Origin of the sequence: Saccharopolyspora sp. CA-218241 (assembly GCF_050954615.1) — a bacterium.
GTDB lineage: Bacteria > Actinomycetota > Actinomycetes > Mycobacteriales > Pseudonocardiaceae > Saccharopolyspora > Saccharopolyspora cebuensis.
In genome coordinates, this window is the sequence record NZ_CP191860.1 from 5885680 (window position 1) to 5901558 (window position 15879).

The following is a 15879-nucleotide window of genomic DNA, read 5'->3' on the forward strand; positions in this document are numbered from 1 at the left end:
AGTTACCGGCGGGTAACCCCGCCACGTGACCTGGCTCGCCACCGCCGAACGGAACACCGCACCCGCCCGGGCAGCACCGGGGAGTACCCCGTGATCGAACGAGAACCACCCCGCGCGACCGCTCCCGAACGGGCGTCACCCGTTGTCGACATGAGTGAGGGGCACCCTTGCCCAAGCAACTCGGACAAGGGTGCCCCTCACCTCGAAAAAGAGAAACGCACCGCCCACGCAAGCGGCGCAGCCGCTTCCGCCGAACCCGCGAGCTGACTTAACTCCCGTCAGGCAAGCGGCGAAAGCCGCTTCCGCCTTACCCCGCGCACGGCACCGGCACCGCCAGGCAAAACGACCACAACACCGGAAAAATCAAGCGACGACGTTGACGAGGCGTCCTGGCACGACGATCACCTTGCGCGGCTCCTTGCCCTCCAGCGCGGCGGCGATCTTCTCGTCGGCCAGCGCCGCGGTCTTCACCGCGTCCTGGTCGGCCGAGGCGGGCACCACGACCCGCGACCGCACCTTGCCGTTGACCTGGATCGGGTACTCCGCGGTGTCCTCGACCAGGTAGCGCTCGTCGGCGACCGGGAACGGCGCGTGCACCAGGCTCTCGCCGTGGCCCAGCCGCTCCCACAGCTCCTCGGCCAGGTGCGGGGACAGCGGGGCGACCATCAGCACCAGCGGCTCCACCAGGGCGCGCGGCGTGGCGTCCTGACCCGCGTAGGCCTTGGTGATCCGGTTGTTGAACTCGATCAGCTTGGCCACCGCGGTGTTGAAGCGCAGCTCGGCGTAGTCCTCCCGGACCCCGGCGACGGTCTTGTGCAGCGCGCGCAGCGACTCCTCGTCCGGCTCGACGTCACCGACCTTGAGCGCACCGGACTGCTCGTCGACCGCGTTGCGCCACAACCGCTGCAGGAACCGGTGCGAGCCGACCACGTCCTTGGTCACCCACGGCCGGGACGCCTCCACCGGGCCCATCGACATCTCGTAGAGCCGCAGCGTGTCCACGCCGTAGCTGTCGATCATCTCGTCCGGGGAGACGGCGTTCTTCAGGCTCTTGCCCATCTTGCCGTACTCGCGCTGGACCTCCTCGCCTTGGAAGAAGAACCTCCCGCCGCGCTCCTCCACCTGCTCGGCGGGCACGTAGACGCCGCGCGCGTCGGTGAAGGCGTAGGCCTGGATGTAGCCCTGGTTGTACAGCCGCCGGTAGGGCTCCTCCGAGGACAGCAGGCCCAGGTCGTAGAGCACCTTGTGCCAGAACCGGGAGTACAGCAGGTGCAGCACCGCGTGCTCCACGCCGCCGACGTAGAGGTCCACCCCGCCCGGGTCGTCGGCGCCGTGCTCGGCCGGGCGCTTGCCCATCCAGTAGCGCTCGTTGTCCGGGTCGACGAACCGCTGGTCGTTGTCCGGGTCGACGTAGCGGAGCTGGTACCAGCAGGAACCGGCCCACTGCGGCATCACGTTGGTGTCGCGCTGGTAGCGCCGCAGCCCGTCGCCCAGGTCCAGCTCCACCTCGGCCCAGTCGGTCGCCTTGGACAGCGGCGGTTCCGGCAGGGTGTCGGCGTCCTCCGGGTCGAAGGTGCGCGGCGAGTAGTCGTCGACGTCGGGCAGCACCACCGGGAGCTGGTCCTCCGGCACACCGCGCGGCACGCCGTGCTCGTCGTAGACGATCGGGAACGGCTCGCCCCAGTAGCGCTGCCGGGCGAACAGCCAGTCGCGCAGCTTGTACTGGACGGTCCCGCGGCCGTGACCGCGGTCCTCCAGCCAGGCGATCACCGTCTTCTTGGCGTCGGCCAGGTCCAGCCCGTCCAGGTCCAGCCCGGCCGCCGGGTTGGCCGAGTTGATCCGCGGGCCCTCGCCGGTGAAGGCGCCGCCGTCGAAGTCCTCCGGCGGCTGCACGGTGCGCACCACCGGCAACCCGAAGGCGTGCGCGAAGTCCCAGTCCCGGGCGTCCTCGCCGGGCACCGCCATGATCGCGCCGGTGCCGTAGCCCATCAGCACGTAGTCGGCGATGAACACCGGGATCTGCCGCCCGTCGACCGGGTTGGTCGCCCAGGCGCCGGTGAACACGCCCGTTTTGACCTTGTTCTCCTGGCGGTCCAGGTCGGACTTCATCGAGGCGTCCCGCCGGTACGCCGCGACGGCCTCCGCGGGGGTCGCCGCGCCGCCGGTCCAGCGCCCGTCGACGTCGGCCGGCCACGCCGCGGCGGTCAGCTCGTCGACCAGCGGGTGCTCCGGCGCCAGCACCATGTAGGTCACGCCGAACAGCGTGTCCGGGCGGGTGGTGAACACCTCGATGCGGTCCGCGGAGCCGTCCAGCGGGAACTCGACGTTGGCGCCCTGCGAGCGACCGATCCAGTTCCGCTGCATGGTCTTGACCTTCTCCGGCCAGTCCAGCCGGTCCAGGTCGTCGACCAGGCGGTCGGCGTAGGCGGTGATCCGCATCATCCACTGCTTGAGGTTGCGGCGGAACACCGGGAAGTTGCCGCGCTCGCTCAGGCCCTCGGCGGTGACCTCCTCGTTGGCCACCACGGTGCCCAGGCCGGGAACCCAGTTCACCGGGGCCTCGGACAGGTAGGCCAGCCGGTAGGAGTCGACCACCCGGCGCTGCTGCTCGTCGGTCAGCTCGCCCCACGGCGTGCCGTCCGGGGTGGCGCGCTCACCGGTGGCGAACTGCTCGACCAGCGCGCTGATCGGCCGGGCCCGGCCGCGCCCGCCGTCGGCCTCGGTGTCGTACCAGGAGTGGAAGATCTGCAGGAAGATCCACTGGGTCCAGCGGTAGAACGGGATGTCGGTGGTGGCGATCCGGCGGCGCTCGTCGTGCCCCAGGCCCAGCCGGCGGATCTGCGCCAGGTACCGCTCGATGTTGGCCTCGGTCGTGGTGCGCGGGTGGGTGCCGGTCTGCACCGCGTACTGCTCGGCGGGCAGCCCGAACGAGTCGAAGCCCATCGTGTGCAGCACGTTGCGACCCAGCATCCGGTGGAACCGCGCGTAGACGTCGGTGCTGATGTAGCCCAGCGGGTGCCCGACGTGCAGCCCGCTGCCCGAGGGGTACGGGAACATGTCCTGGATGAACAGCTTGTCGTCCGGGACCTCGCCGGCGAGCGAACCGACCGGGTTCGGTGCGTGGAACGTGCCGCGTTCCTCCCAGCGGCGCTGCCACCGCTGCTCGATCTCGGCGGCGGTCTCCGCGGTGTAGCGGAACCGCGGGGCTTCCTCGCCGCCGGTCGTCGCGCCGTCTTCCTGGCCAGTCATCGTCTGCGTCCTTCCCTGGTCGCCCGAACGCGCGGAAAAATCGCCCTCAGTGTGCCGCCTGCCGGAAAAGCAAAACCCCCAGCCCTGCCGGGCGTGAGGGGTAGCCGCGTCGATCCGCCGTCAGCGGTCGGTCAACGCGGCCTCGGAAGGAGCAGCGTACGGGCGGTGCTCATATCGACATGGTAGCCGAGCGCGCAACCGGGATCCGGCATCGGGAAGTGATCGCCGCGCAGCGGAGGGTGACCGGCACGCTGCTCACGACGACCCGCGCCCCGAGCGGCGCGAGGACCGGAGCCTGAGCAGCAACAAAGCCTGAGCAGCAGAAGGCCCGGGCGGCATGCGAAGCAGAGGCGGACCCGGGGCGTACGACCCGTACGCTACCACAGCTCACCGGAGGAGACCAGCGTTGATCACGGAACCTGGAGCGCGGCCGGAGGCCTGGCTGTACGAGGCGCTGTCCGCGGCACGCCTGCGGCCCTACCTCGCGGGCGCGGACGGCGATCCGGACGCCGCCTGGGCGCTCTACCAGTGGAACCTCGACGTGTGCGCCGCCTTCTACGCGCCGCTGCACTGGTGCGAGGTGGCGCTGCGCAACGCGATGCACGACGCCCTGCGCGCCCACTACCGGACCGACCACTGGTGGGACGCCGCGCCGCTCGACGCCAACGGCCGGGCCATGGTCGCCAAGGCCCGCTCCGGGCAGGCCGAGCGGAAGGGGCGCCCGGCGGCACCGGACGACGTCGTCGCGAGGCTCACGCTCGGGTTCTGGGTGTCGCTGGTCAGCCGCGGCCACAGCTACGACCGGGAGTTCTGGCACAAGTCGCTGCACGCCGCCTTCCCGCACTACTCCGGGAAGCGCAGGGACCTGCACCGGGAGCTGAACGCGATCCGCGGCTTCCGTACTGTTGACTGCACCACGGTGAGATGATCACGCCCTCGTTGGGCGCCCACTGTGGAGGCGATGCGTGGAAGACGGAGAGGCCGCACTGAGGGATGGGCTGGTCGAGCCCCCTCGGGTTGGCGGGGTGGTCGCGGGGGAAGGTCGGCTCCCTTTTCGGGTGATCGATGCCGACGGAAATGAAGTCGAGCCGGTCAGCACATACTTGATGGACCTGCTGGTTGGTGATTGCAGTCCTAGAACGTGCCGGAGCTATGCGTATGACTTGCTCCGATGGTTCCGGGTTCTCTGGTTTCTCGATGTCGAGTGGTCCTGCGCGGCGGAGTCGCACGTGGTTTCGATGGTGGGATGGCTGCGGACCGCGTCGAATCCTCAGCGACGCAGGCGGTATTCGTCGTCGCCTCAGCCGGGTTCAGTGAATCCGAAGACCGGAAAGCGCGAACTGGGCGACGGCTACGCGCCGAGGACCATCAACCATGCACTGTCGGTGATTCGCAGCTTCTATGCCTTTCACGCGCATTTTGGTCGTGGTCCGGTGATCAATCCTATTCCGGAGTCGCCGGACTGTGGTCGACTACGGCACCGTAGCCCACTGGAACCTGCTCCGGCGATCCGTCGAGCGCGGTTGCGGCAGGCGGTTCCTGAGCAGCTTCCGCGGTCGATTCCTGACAAACAGTGGGAAGAGCTGTTTGACGCGATGGGATGTGACCGCGATCGATCGTTGCTGTTGTTCTATGTGAGTTCGGCAGCGCGGGCATCTGAACTGTTGGCCGTCCGGCCGGAAGACGTGGATTGGTCGGCGAGGCTCATCTATGTGGTGTCAAAGGGGACGCGACTGAGGCAAGCGATCCCAGCGAGCCCGAAGGCGTTCGTCTATCTGGCGCGGTATCTGGATAAGTGCGGCCCTCCAGCTCCAGGAACACCGTTGTGGCGCACACGTCGCGGACCGGAACGGCCGTTGACCTACTGGGCGATGAGGCGCGTAGTGCAACGTGCCAACGAGCTACTGGGTGCGAATTGGACGTTGCACGACCTGCGGCACACGGCTGCCACTCGAATGGCTAATGATCCGGGGCTGACGCTGGTCGAAGTTCAGGCGATTCTGCGGCACGCGCACCTGGACACCACGGGCACGTATTTGCGGGTTCGGGTCGAAGACATGTTCGACAAGCTAACGGACCATTATGAACGTCCTCGCCCCGAGCGGAAGCCCGCGGCCGGTTACGACCCGGCGGATCTTGCGGCGGTGTTCGGTGGTTGAAGCTCTCAACGGCACGGCCATGTCCCACCCGATGCGGGGCCGTCGCCGACCTGCATCTATGCCCACCTCGTCGAGCCGATTGGTGCCGCGTGAACTTACGCCCGCGCCGGCCGAACCACCCTCGATACCGCCAGGACCGTTTGGCAATCTGTCGAGTGCCACGGCGCCGGAAATCGTCGACCTGGTTCGCACGCAACCGGTCGGCTCCGGGACCAAACCGGAGCAGTACGTTCGCAGCGCCCGCATGATCCTGGATTGGCTTGAACGATTTCCTGGCGACACCTGGCAGGAGCGCTGGATCGCCTCCGGGCTGGACGAACCCGGCCGGCCAGTCCGAGATCTCTTCACCAGCGACAACGAACGCAGGAATGCTTCGACTGGTTTGCGGACCCTGCTGGTTATGCGTGTCCTCCGGCCCTCACTGCCGGCGTTTCGTTCCAACACGTTCGGGCGCTACCCCGAAGCATTCGCGCTAGCTCAACGGGACGGCCTGCTCGATGAGTATTTCGGGCGAGTCGCCGCAGTTCCGGTCCGCCGAACCCATCAGCGGATCGCGCTGTTTGACGTGACTTGCTTGCTCACAGTGCAGGGTGTCGCGTTGTGCGACATCACTCCGGAAGCTGTCTTGCACTACGCGCTGGAGTGTCGCCGACTTGGGCTGACCATGCACAACGATCACACGCGCAGCAGGATCCCGTCGCAGCTGGCCTGGGAAGTTCTCCACGAGATGGGGATGTTTTCCCACGGCACCCCGCCGACGTTGAAGGCCGCACTGCTGGTGGGGCAACGCAGCACGGAAGAGCTCGTCGACTACTACTCAATCCGCAATCAGGCGGTCCGGCAGCTGTTCATCGACTACCTCGATCGGCGCCGCGCCAGCGGCTGCGACTACTCCACGCTCAGAGGGCTTGCCCTGTCGCTCGTGGGTCTGTTCTGGACCAAGATCGAACAGATCAACCCTGGGCAAGCCGACCTTCGGCTTGACCAGGACACCTACCTGCGATGGCGGGAACTGATCCGCTTGCGGGAGAACAGCGACCAGGAACGGCTGGACTGCGACCACATACTGCTCGCAGTCCGGGCCCTCTACCTGGACCTGCAAACCTGGGCCGTTGAAGAACCCGAACGCTGGGCCCACTGGGCAGTGCCCAGCCCAATCGCACCAGGCGAGCTCCGCGGCTTTGCCGGCCGCCGACGCCGCCAGGTCGAGCGCACCGCCGACCGCATCCGCAGCCGCCAACCCCTGCTTCCCATCCTCGTGGCAGAGGTCGAGCGCCGCTACACGCGGTCGCGCGACCTCCTGGCCGCAGCACAGGAAAAGGAAACGAACGAGCTCTTCGAGTTCGACGGCTCCAGCTATAGAAGAGTCGACATTCTCAAGAGCAAGCGCGAGTACAGGGATCAGGCAATCGAGCCCGTCCGCGTTGAGGACCTGGCCACCGGCAAGCGGATCGACCTGACCGCCGCAGAAGATCTTGCGTTTTGGGACTGGGCAGCCGTCGAGACGCTCCGTTTGAGCGGCATCCGCATCGAGGAGCTGACCGAACTCACGCACCTCAGCATCCGGCAATACGAACGGCCCAACGGCGAAGTCATCGCCCTGCTCGTTATCGCGCCGTCGAAAGCCGACCGGGAACGAGTGATCCCGATGTCGGCCGAGCTTTTCCATGTCATCGCGACAATCGTCCGGCGCCACACGAGGGTCAACAAGACCGTTCCGTTGACGAGGCGATATGACTCCCACGAAAAAATCTGGACCGCACCGATGCCATTTCTCTTCCAGCGTCCATACGGGTCCCGGCTCGTGGTGATCAGCGGAAGCACGGTCCACCGTCGACTCAAACTGATCTGCGAAGATCTGTCCGAAACGCACCCGGCATTTGCTAGAACAAACTTCAGTCCTCACGATTTTCGGAGATTGTTCGCAACCGACCTGGTCAACAACGGGCTTCCGATCCATATCGGCGCAGCCCTGCTCGGCCACCTCAACGTCCAGACAACCAGAACCTATGTCGGGGTCTTCGAGGAAGACGTCGTTCGTCACTACCACGATTTCCTGCAGCAGCGTCGCACCAAGCGGCCAGTTGAGGAATACCGCGATGTTACAAGCGAAGAATGGGCGGAGTTCGAGCAGCACTTCGACAAACGCAAAGTCGAACTCGGGTCCTGCGCGAGACCTTACGGAACTCCATGCCAGCACGAACACGCCTGCCTGCGTTGTCCGATGCTGCACATCAGCCCGGACATGATCCCGAGGCTTGACGAACTCGAAGAAGACCTCATCAACCGGCGAACCCGGGCTGAACAGCAAGGCTGGCTCGGTGAGATCGAAGGACTCGACCTCACCTTGAAATTCCTCCGAGACAAACGCGACGACACACAACGCCTCGCCGGAATCACCAGGACGACAGACCTTGGCCTCCCCGCCCTGCGAAGTCCAACGACCGCATGAGGTAGCAAGGCGCTGCAACGGACCTTGGACTTGACCGTGGACTGGTGGTGGAACCGTCAGGACGATCACCGAGGTCCGGCTGCGGCGGGCCCTCGGAAGCTCGCGCAAACCGCGGCTGTGTCCGGACGCTCACGGGCTGGACGCGCGGTCGTGCCAGAAATCGGACCCTCAAAGTGGTGGAAAATCGAGCGCCATGCCAGTACATACTGTTGCATGGCGATGATGTTGGAGGCTCTCCTCGGGGAGAGCCAAGCTAGGGGTTGGGCCGCAGGCCCGGGGACTATAGCTCAGGTTCAACGTGAGGCCTCGATGCTCAGGTGGACTGAGATACCAACGCGTCGCGGCGGCCCAGCCGTTACCACCTTGCGCCCGGTCGACCCCGCTGATGCGGAACCCAATTCTCTAAGCTCACGGTATGGCAAGGGGGCTCAGCCGCTTCATACCGACGGCGCACACTTGCCGCAACCGCCCGACATCGTCGTTCTTGCGTGCGCAACCACCAGTACGACGCCAACCTACCTCTGGAACGGGACGCACTCCGGGCGCTATGTCATGAGGACGCCGGTATACGCACTGCATGGTGTCTTTCTGATTAGCAGCGGTAACGACAGCTTCTTCGCGACGCCCTACGCAAGCGGGCGCCTGCGTTACGATCCAGGTTGCATGTTGCCCTGCGACGCGCGGGCGCGACAGGCGGTGCAGTTCTTTGATGAAGCGGCGACCTCCGCGACCGAGCACGCATGGAGCGAGCCAGGTCAAGTACTTCTGATCGACAATCGTCGAGTTCTGCATGCCCGGGCCTCTGCCGTCGACGAGCCGCATAGAGAAATCCAGCGGGTCAGTTTCCACCTAAACCACGAGGCATCATGACTAGGCCGTTCGATCATGAGGCGCTTTGGACGAAGGCGAAACTCTTCCTTAACCGGGCCATGGACAACGACGACAGGTCGTTCGATGAACAAGCCTTGTGGGCGGCCCTAGCACTCGAACTGCTGGCCAAAGCTGCTCTAGCTCGCGTCTCGCCTCTCTTGATCGCAGAGCCGAACGAGGAAGGCACTAACCTCCTCATTGCGAGCGGACTTGTCAAGGGCGACGCCAGGTTCACCTCCGTGCGCGCAAAGACACTGATGGCCAGATGTCACAAGGCGTTCAAACCCTTTGACCAGGCAGAAGCCATGAAGATCATCAACGGACGGAACGAGTACCTCCACAGCAGCGGTGCGGGATTCATGACGATCCCGTCCCACGCCTGGTGGCCCAGATATTGGGCCCAGGCTGCCATCCTTGTCACAGCGCTCGATCGCAACATCGACGAGCTTGTCGGTAGTGATCGCGAGCTCACGGTAACCAAGCATCTCGAGCAGAATGCCAAGAATATTGAACAGCGCACCGTCGCTTTGATTGAGAGGGCTAAACAGCGTCTTCAGCAGCGGCGCGAAGGAACTCTCCCGGCGAAGGTCGCCGCGGAGTGGAAGACCGATCAGCAGTTGTCGGCGCAGCTAAATCACCTTGAGGTCATGACTTGCCCGGCTTGCGAGTCCGACGGGCTCCTCGAAGGTGAGGAGATTCTTAACGCAGAGTTTCATTACCCAGCCGACAGCGGCTACGGTATCGACGAGGAGTATAGTAGCTACCTCCTGGACGATGTCTCGGTAACGCTGACAGTCGGTGCTGACTACTTCAGTTGCTCCACTTGCCAGTTGGTCTTGAACAGTTACGAGCTGATCAGTCAGGCTGGACTTGTGACCGAATTCCACATCGAAGGCGATGTCGATGATTACGTCGGTCAAGAGCCCGAGTATGGAAATGACTGATCGGGGTGTCCGTGACTCTGAGTGCTTGGCGGCGTAGTCGGCCGGACCCTTGATGCATCCAGCCGACCGTCCAAGGAGGGGCCAAGCCACGACCCGGCTTGACAAGGTGCAGACAAGGAACCGGATCATGCACCACGAACCCATCTTCAACCGCGACCTCCCGGAGCACCGCGAACGGGTGTACCGGGTCCTCGGCTACCTGTCCGCCGCGCTGCACGCCGAGACCTCGAAGCTGGACCGCATCCGGGCCGAGCTGGACCGCGCTCCGCTGTGACGGCTCGGCATGGGCTGGGGCACATCCGAACGGGTGAGCGGCGGGGGTGCGTCGCCCGGAGGCTTAGGCTGGGCGGGTGCTCGCTGTTCAGGTGATCCTCTGCGCCCTGCTGCTCGTCGGCGGGATCGCGCTGCTCTACGTCGGACTGCGCGGCTGGCGCGGTCGGCTGGCCCGCAACCGCTTCGTCGGCGTCCGCACCCCGGCGGCGCTGCGCGGCGAGGAGGCGTTCGCCCTCGCCAACCGGGTCGCCGCGCCCGCCAACATCGCCGGGGGGCGGTGGCCGTGCTGGCCGGGATCTCGCTGCCCGCGCTGGCCTCGACCGCGAGCGTGCTGCTGGTCGGTGCGCTCGGCCTGGTCGGTGCCGTGGTGCTGCAGGCCGTCGGCGGGGTGATGGGCAACCGCGCCGCCGAGGCGATGCCCGCCCCGGCTCCGGCCGTCGGTGGCTGCGGCGGCTGCGCCGGGGGCTGCTGCGGCGCCGCGCAGTGATCTGAAGGGATCGCCGACGGCGCCCGACCGCTGCCGCGCGCCGCGTTCCGGCGGCAGGCACCAGCCGTTGTTATCAACGGCGCGACGTCCGAGCGCACGACCTGCGGAACCCCACTCGGCATTATTAGCCCGTGCTCGATACCGCGAGCCGTCGTCCCGGAGCGGTTGCGCTCAGTTGACCTGGACGTCTCCGGGGTGGGTGGCGAGGAACGCCAGCGGTGGTCCCTGGCGGCGCAGCACCCGGCCCCAGAGCTCGGTGCCCGGGGCACCGACCACGTCGTCGGGCAGGGCCGGGACCACGTGCCAGTCGCCGCGCTCGATCTCACCCGCGAGCTGCCCGGCCTCCCAGCCCGCGTACCCGGCGAAGAACCGCATCCCGCGCGCCTTGGCCACCAGCTCGTCGGGTTCGCCGTCGAGGTCCACCAGTCCGACCGGTCCGCGCACGCCCACCATGCCGGAGACCGCCGCGACGTCCTCCCCGGCGCGCAGCGCGGCCAGGCAGATCGCCGTGCGCTGCTCGACCGGTCCGCCGACGAACAGCGCCGACGGCTCGGTGGCGTGCGGCCCCCACTTGGGCAGCACCTCGCCGACCGCCACCTCGCTGGGCCGGTTCAGCACGACCCCGAGGGTGCCTTCCGGGCGGTGGTGGATGACGAAGACGACCGTCCGCCGGAAGTTCTGGTCGACGAGCTGCGGCGCGGCCACGAGCAGCGTCCCCGGTTCCACGTCCACGTCAGTTCCCACCGCCGCATGATCTCACCGCGGCGCCGCTCCGGAACCCGAAGTGTGCCGAAGTTCCCGAAGAAACCCGACCTCGGCGTACCAGCGGTACTAGCACCGCGCGGGCAGCACCGAGCAGTACCACCCAGCATTACCACCAGGTATTATTAACAGCCTCGTGACCTGCGATGACGTCTCGGTCAGCGGTCGGCGGGCGGCTCGATGCCCTGGTCCCGGGCCCACCGCAGCAGCGCCTCGACGGCCTCGTCGCGGTTCATCGGCCCCTGGTCCAGCCGGAGCTCCTTCAGGTGCCGCCACGCCTGGCCGACCAGCGGTCCGGGCTCGACGCCGAGCAGCCGCATGATCTCGTTGCCGTCCAGGTCGGGGCGCACCCGGGCCAAGTCCTCCTCGGCGGCGATCCGGGCGATCCGCTCCTCCAGGTCGTCGTAGGCGCGCTGGAGCGCCGCCGCCTTGCGCCGGTTGCGGGTCGTGCAGTCGGCCCGGACGAGCTTGTTCAGCCGGGGCAGCAGATGCCCCGCGTCGGTGACGTAGCGGCGCACCGCCGAGTCGGTCCAGTGGCCGTCGCTGTAGCCGTGGAAGCGCAGGTGCAGGAACACCAGCCCGGAGACGTCGGAGACGATCTCCTTCGAGAACTTCAGCGCGCGCAGCCGCTTGCGGGTCATCTTCGCCCCGACGACCTCGTGGTGGTGGAAGCTCACCCCGCCGCCCGGCTCGAACCGCCGCGTCGCCGGCTTGCCGATGTCGTGCAGCAGCGCCGCCAGCCGCAGCACCAGGTCCGGCTCGCCCTCCGGATCGGCCGCGCGCTCCAGATCGATCGCCTGGTCCAGCACGGTCAGCGAATGCCGGTAGACGTCCTTGTGCTGGTGGTGCTCGTCGATCTCCAGCTTCATCGCCGGCAGCTCGGGCAGCACGTGCTCGGCCAGCCCGCTGTCCACCAACAGCTCGATCCCGCGCCGCGGGTACCGGCCGCACAGCAGCTTGGACAGCTCCGCCTGCACCCGCTCGGCGGTGATCCGGGTGATCTGCTCGGCCATCCCGGTCATCGCGCGAACCACCCGCTCGGCCGGGGTGAAGCCGAGCTGGGCGACGAACCGGGCCGCGCGCAGCATCCGCAGCGGATCGTCGGCGAAGGAGTCCTCCGGGGCGGCCGGGGTGTCCAGCCGCTCGTCGACCAGGTCCGCCATCCCGTCGTGCAGGTCGACGAACGACCGGCCCGGCAGCTCGATGGCCATCGCGTTGACCGTGAAGTCGCGGCGCACCAGGTCGCCCTCGATGCTGTCGCCGAAGGCCACGTCGGGGTTGCGCGTCACGCGGTCGTAGGTGTCCGCGCGGAAGGTCGTGATCTCGACGGTGGCGCCCCGGCGGTAGGCGCCGAGCGTGCCGAACTGGATGCCGGTGTCCCACACCGTCTCGGCCCAGCCGTCGAGCAGCGCCCGCACCTGGTGCGGCAGGGCGTCGGTGGTGAAGTCCAGGTCGGTGCCCAACCGGCCCAGCAGTGCATCGCGCACGCTGCCACCGACCAGGTAGAGCCGGTGCCCGGCGGCGGCGAACAGCTCGCCGAGCTCCTCGGCCATCGGCGCGACCCGCACCAGCTCCACGACGGCGTTGCGCTGCGCTTGGCGTTCGCGCGCGCGGTGCTCAGCGGACGTCGTACCGGCGTTGGGCTGCGAGGATGACACGAGGAAGCAGGGTATCGGCCGCTCCCGCCCGCCTCGTGCGCACCGGTCCCGAGAGGGCCGCACCCGGTGGCAGCAGGGCCACTTTCCTGTCACGGGTGGCAGCAGGGGAACCTTCCTGTCACCCGGCCCCACCGCGGCGGCAGGGCGTCCGGCGGGAGCGGGCGTACCTCGTACGCCGCCGGGGGTGGGGCCGGTCGCACTACCATCGGGGCATGCCCCCGTCGCCTGGCCGCTCCGGTGGCGCCGAGCCGGGGCGCCGGAACCGGCGCCGGCGGCGGCGCAGGCTGCGGACGGTCGACGAGACCTCGGCGGGTGGGCTGGTGGTCGACGCGGCCTCGGAGCGCGCTGCGATCATCGGGCGGTTGGATCGTCGGGGCCGAATGCTGTGGTCGCTGCCGAAGGGGCACATCGAGGCTGGTGAGACGCCCGAGGTGACCGCGGTGCGCGAGGTCTCGGAGGAGACCGGGATCATCGGCCGGGTGCTGGTCCCGATCGGATCCATCGACTACTGGTTCGTCGCGGGCAGCAGGCGAATACACAAGACCGTGCACCACTTCCTGCTGGAGGCGGTGGGCGGCGACCTTTCCGACGAGGACGTGGAGGTCACCGAGGTGGCGTGGGTGCCGCTGGGCGAGCTGGACGCGGTCCTGGCTTACGCCGACGAACGACGGCTCGTGCGGCACGCGCTGAGCCTGCGCGCGGACGGCGCGGCGACGCGGAGGACGGAGCAGCCGGGGTGAGGTTTCTGCTGGTCGCCGTGATCGCGGCGCTGGGGATGGCGGCGACGGTGCTCCCGGGGGTGGTCCCGGGGATCGCACCGCGCGCGCACGCCCAGGACGCGCCGCTGACCCAACTGGAAGTGACCAATGTCACCCCTTCGGTGGTCCAGGGGAATTCGCCGGGTGAGCTGGTCGTCACCGGGCGCCTGACGAACATCAGCGACCGCACGATCAGCGGCGTGGAGGCTCGGATCGAGCGCGGCAACCCCGCGGCGACCGAGGCCGAGGCGCAGCGGGCGCTGCGCGCGGGTTCGCGCAGCGCGACCGGACCCGCGTTCCGCCCGGTGGTCGACGAGCTGGGCCCCGGGCAGGTGCTGCCCATCGAACTGCGCATCCCGCTCACCGGCCCGAACTCGCTCCAGCTCACCCAACCCGGGGTGTACCCGCTGCTGGTGAACATCAACGGCGTGCCCGAGGCGGGCGGCCGGGCCCGGGTGGCCGAGGCGCAGTTCCTGCTCCCGGTGCTGGCGTTGCCGGGCGGGGCGCCCGCCGCGCCGCCGCCGCAGCCCACGCCGATGTCGATGCTGGTGCCGATCGTCGACTACCCGCGGATGGAGCGGGAGGCGCTGCCCAACGCCCGGGGCATCCTGGTCGACGACCAGCTCTCCACCTCGCTGGCGCCGGGCGGACGGCTCTACGAGCTGGTGCAGGCGGTGAGCGAGACCGCGCCGCCGGGGTCCCCGCTGGGCAACGGGCTGTGCTTCGCGATCGATCCGGACCTGCTGATGACGGTCCGCACCATGCAGTCGGGCTACCTGGTCCGGCAGGACGACGGCACCCTCGCGGAGGGCATCGGGTCGAGCGCGGCGGAGCTGTGGCTGAGCAAGCTGCGCGAGGCGACCAACGGCCGCTGCGTGATCGCGCTGCCCTACGCCGACGTCGACGTGGTCGCCCTCGGCCGCGCCGACCTGCCCGACCTGGTGACCGGGGCGATGGAGGGCCGCGCCCTGGTGCGCGGCGAGCTGGGCACCGAGCCGCGCGAGGTGATGTGGCCGGTCGAGGGCGCGCTGGCCGGTCCGGCGGTGGAGCAGATGCCGCGCACGGTGCTGATGCAGCCGGAGGCGATCGGCATCCCGGCCGGGTCCCTCTCGCCCGCGCGGGTCCACGGGACCGACATCGCCGCGGTGCCGATCGATCCGCTGCTGAGCCGGGCGCTGGACCCGCTTCACGACACGCCGCAGCGGGTCACCGCGCTGTCCCCGCCGGAGAACGGCCGGTTGTCGGCGCAGAACGTGCTGGGCGCGCTGACCGTCCGGGCGACGACGGCGCGCGTGCCGAACGCCACCTCGGTGCTGGCCCCGCCGCGCCGCTGGCGGATGGGCGGCGACGACCTGCGCGGGCTGCTGCGCGGGATGCAGGACCTGTCCGAAGCCGGGTACGTCGAACCGACCGCGCTGCCCACCCCGGACCCGGCGAGCCTGCCCGAGGCGGACCTGACCTACCCGGTGGACGCGGGCGCCGACGAGATCCCGCAGCCGGTGCTCGACGCGCTGGCGGCCCAGAACTACAAGGTGGGCGACCTGTACCGGAGCTCGGACAACGAGCCGTCCAGCCAGGTGCAGCCGGGGCACGTCACCACGCCGCTGCGCAACGGCCTGCTGCGCGGCGCGTCGAGCGCGTGGCGGGGCGATCCGGACGCCGCGCGGCACTGGGTGCGGCTGGCGACCCGGACGCTGGAGGGCGTCCTCTCGCAGGTCCGGATCGGCGCGTTCCCGGGCACCATCATGATGGGCTCGAACACCAGCCACGTGCCGATCACGGTGATCAACGACCTGCCGATCCAGCTCCGGGTGGAGCTGGTGCTGCCCCGGCTGCCGGGCGTGGAGTACCGCGAGCTGGGCGTGCTGCGCATCCCGGCCAACGGCAAGCGGACGTTCTGGCTGGAGACCTCGGCGCAGCGGCCCGGCAAGTTCTTCATCGACGTCGGCCTGGTCACCGAGGGCGGCACCCGGCTCAGCTCCGGCGCCCGGATGCCGGTGCAGTCGACCGCCTACGGTGCGGTGATCCCGATCATCACGGCCATCGCCGGAGCGCTGCTGGTGGGTCTGTCGGTCCGGCGCATCGTCCGCAAGGTGCGGGCCAAGCGCCGCGACGAGCGGACCGGCGGCGGGACCGATCAGTCGGGTCCGGTCGACGCGGCGGTCCCCGCCGCCACTGACGGTGATCGGGACGCGGACTGACATCCTGTGCGGGTCCACGGATGAGTGCTTGGCGGTGACCGCGGGTCGCCACGGGCGGAGGTAGTG

Annotated in this window: 12 protein-coding genes; 9 read left to right on the forward strand and 3 right to left on the reverse strand. The window is 68.5% G+C overall.

Annotated features, from left to right (window positions below; translation table 11 throughout):
* Positions 1-363 precede the first annotated feature (363 nt).
* Positions 364-3249: a leucine--tRNA ligase gene (gene leuS, locus ACQP0T_RS27955; protein ID WP_433870702.1), complete on the reverse strand. Its 2886-nt coding sequence runs from the start codon at positions 3247-3249 to the stop codon at positions 364-366.
* A gap of 406 nt (positions 3250-3655) precedes the next feature.
* On the opposite strand from leuS, the gene ACQP0T_RS27960 reads away from it, so the two are divergent.
* The 7 genes from ACQP0T_RS27960 to ACQP0T_RS27990 all read left to right on the forward strand — a co-directional run bounded on the left by ACQP0T_RS27960 (position 3656) and on the right by ACQP0T_RS27990 (position 10339).
* Entirely contained in the window at positions 3656-4177 is a 522-nt protein-coding gene (locus ACQP0T_RS27960) for a hypothetical protein (protein WP_433870703.1), read from the forward strand.
* 130 nt (positions 4178-4307) lie between these two features.
* Positions 4308-5408: a tyrosine-type recombinase/integrase gene (locus tag ACQP0T_RS27965; RefSeq protein WP_433870704.1), complete on the forward strand. Its 1101-nt coding sequence runs from the start codon at positions 4308-4310 to the stop codon at positions 5406-5408.
* A gap of 58 nt (positions 5409-5466) precedes the next feature.
* Complete coding sequence (locus ACQP0T_RS27970; RefSeq protein WP_433870705.1) at positions 5467-7860, forward strand: tyrosine-type recombinase/integrase; 2394 nt, start codon at positions 5467-5469, stop codon at positions 7858-7860.
* Between the two features lie 552 nt (positions 7861-8412).
* On the forward strand, positions 8413-8730 hold the full coding sequence (locus tag ACQP0T_RS27975) for a TauD/TfdA family dioxygenase (RefSeq protein WP_433870706.1): 318 nt from the start codon (positions 8413-8415) through the stop codon (positions 8728-8730).
* Entirely contained in the window at positions 8727-9674 is a 948-nt protein-coding gene (locus ACQP0T_RS27980) for a hypothetical protein (RefSeq protein WP_433870707.1), read from the forward strand. The genes ACQP0T_RS27975 and ACQP0T_RS27980 overlap by 4 nt, the downstream gene beginning before the upstream one ends.
* A 127-nt stretch (positions 9675-9801) precedes the next feature.
* Entirely contained in the window at positions 9802-9948 is a 147-nt protein-coding gene (locus tag ACQP0T_RS27985) for a hypothetical protein (RefSeq protein ID WP_433870708.1), read from the forward strand.
* A gap of 76 nt (positions 9949-10024) precedes the next feature.
* Positions 10025-10339, forward strand: coding sequence for an SdpI family protein (locus ACQP0T_RS27990; protein ID WP_433870709.1), 315 nt, complete (start codon positions 10025-10027; stop codon positions 10337-10339).
* A gap of 266 nt (positions 10340-10605) precedes the next feature.
* Here the strand turns inward: ACQP0T_RS27990 and ACQP0T_RS27995 are convergent, their stop codons facing one another.
* Both ACQP0T_RS27995 and ACQP0T_RS28000 read right to left on the reverse strand, forming a co-directional pair.
* Positions 10606-11178: a YqgE/AlgH family protein gene (locus ACQP0T_RS27995; protein ID WP_345360186.1), complete on the reverse strand. Its 573-nt coding sequence runs from the start codon at positions 11176-11178 to the stop codon at positions 10606-10608.
* A gap of 176 nt (positions 11179-11354) precedes the next feature.
* Positions 11355-12854 carry a CCA tRNA nucleotidyltransferase gene (locus tag ACQP0T_RS28000; RefSeq protein WP_433870710.1) on the reverse strand — a complete coding sequence of 500 codons (1500 nt, stop codon included), beginning with the start codon at positions 12852-12854 and terminating at the stop codon, positions 11355-11357.
* Between the two features lie 212 nt (positions 12855-13066).
* Here ACQP0T_RS28000 and ACQP0T_RS28005 point away from each other — a divergent pair, with 212 nt between their 5' ends.
* Positions 13067-13594, forward strand: a complete 528-nt coding sequence (locus tag ACQP0T_RS28005; RefSeq protein ID WP_433870711.1) for an NUDIX hydrolase — start codon at positions 13067-13069, stop codon at positions 13592-13594.
* Positions 13591-15813 (forward strand): DUF6049 family protein, encoded by a 2223-nt coding sequence (locus ACQP0T_RS28010; RefSeq protein WP_433870712.1) that lies wholly within the window; start codon positions 13591-13593, stop codon positions 15811-15813. Before ACQP0T_RS28005 ends, ACQP0T_RS28010 begins: the two co-directional genes overlap by 4 nt.
* Positions 15814-15879: the final 66 nt, after the last annotated feature.

Bases quoted from the DNA above. Each gene is read 5' to 3' on its own strand.
- leuS (WP_433870702.1), bottom strand. From the start codon at position 3,249: ATGACTGGCCAGGAAGACGGCGCGACGACCGGCGGCGAGGAAGCCCCG.
- ACQP0T_RS27970 (WP_433870705.1), top strand. From the start codon at position 5,467: ATGCCCACCTCGTCGAGCCGATTGGTGCCGCGTGAACTTACGCCCGCG.
- ACQP0T_RS27975 (WP_433870706.1), top strand. From the start codon at position 8,413: ATGAGGACGCCGGTATACGCACTGCATGGTGTCTTTCTGATTAGCAGC.
- ACQP0T_RS27980 (WP_433870707.1), top strand. From the start codon at position 8,727: ATGACTAGGCCGTTCGATCATGAGGCGCTTTGGACGAAGGCGAAACTC.
- ACQP0T_RS27985 (WP_433870708.1), top strand. From the start codon at position 9,802: ATGCACCACGAACCCATCTTCAACCGCGACCTCCCGGAGCACCGCGAA.
- ACQP0T_RS28005 (WP_433870711.1), top strand. From the start codon at position 13,067: ATGCCCCCGTCGCCTGGCCGCTCCGGTGGCGCCGAGCCGGGGCGCCGG.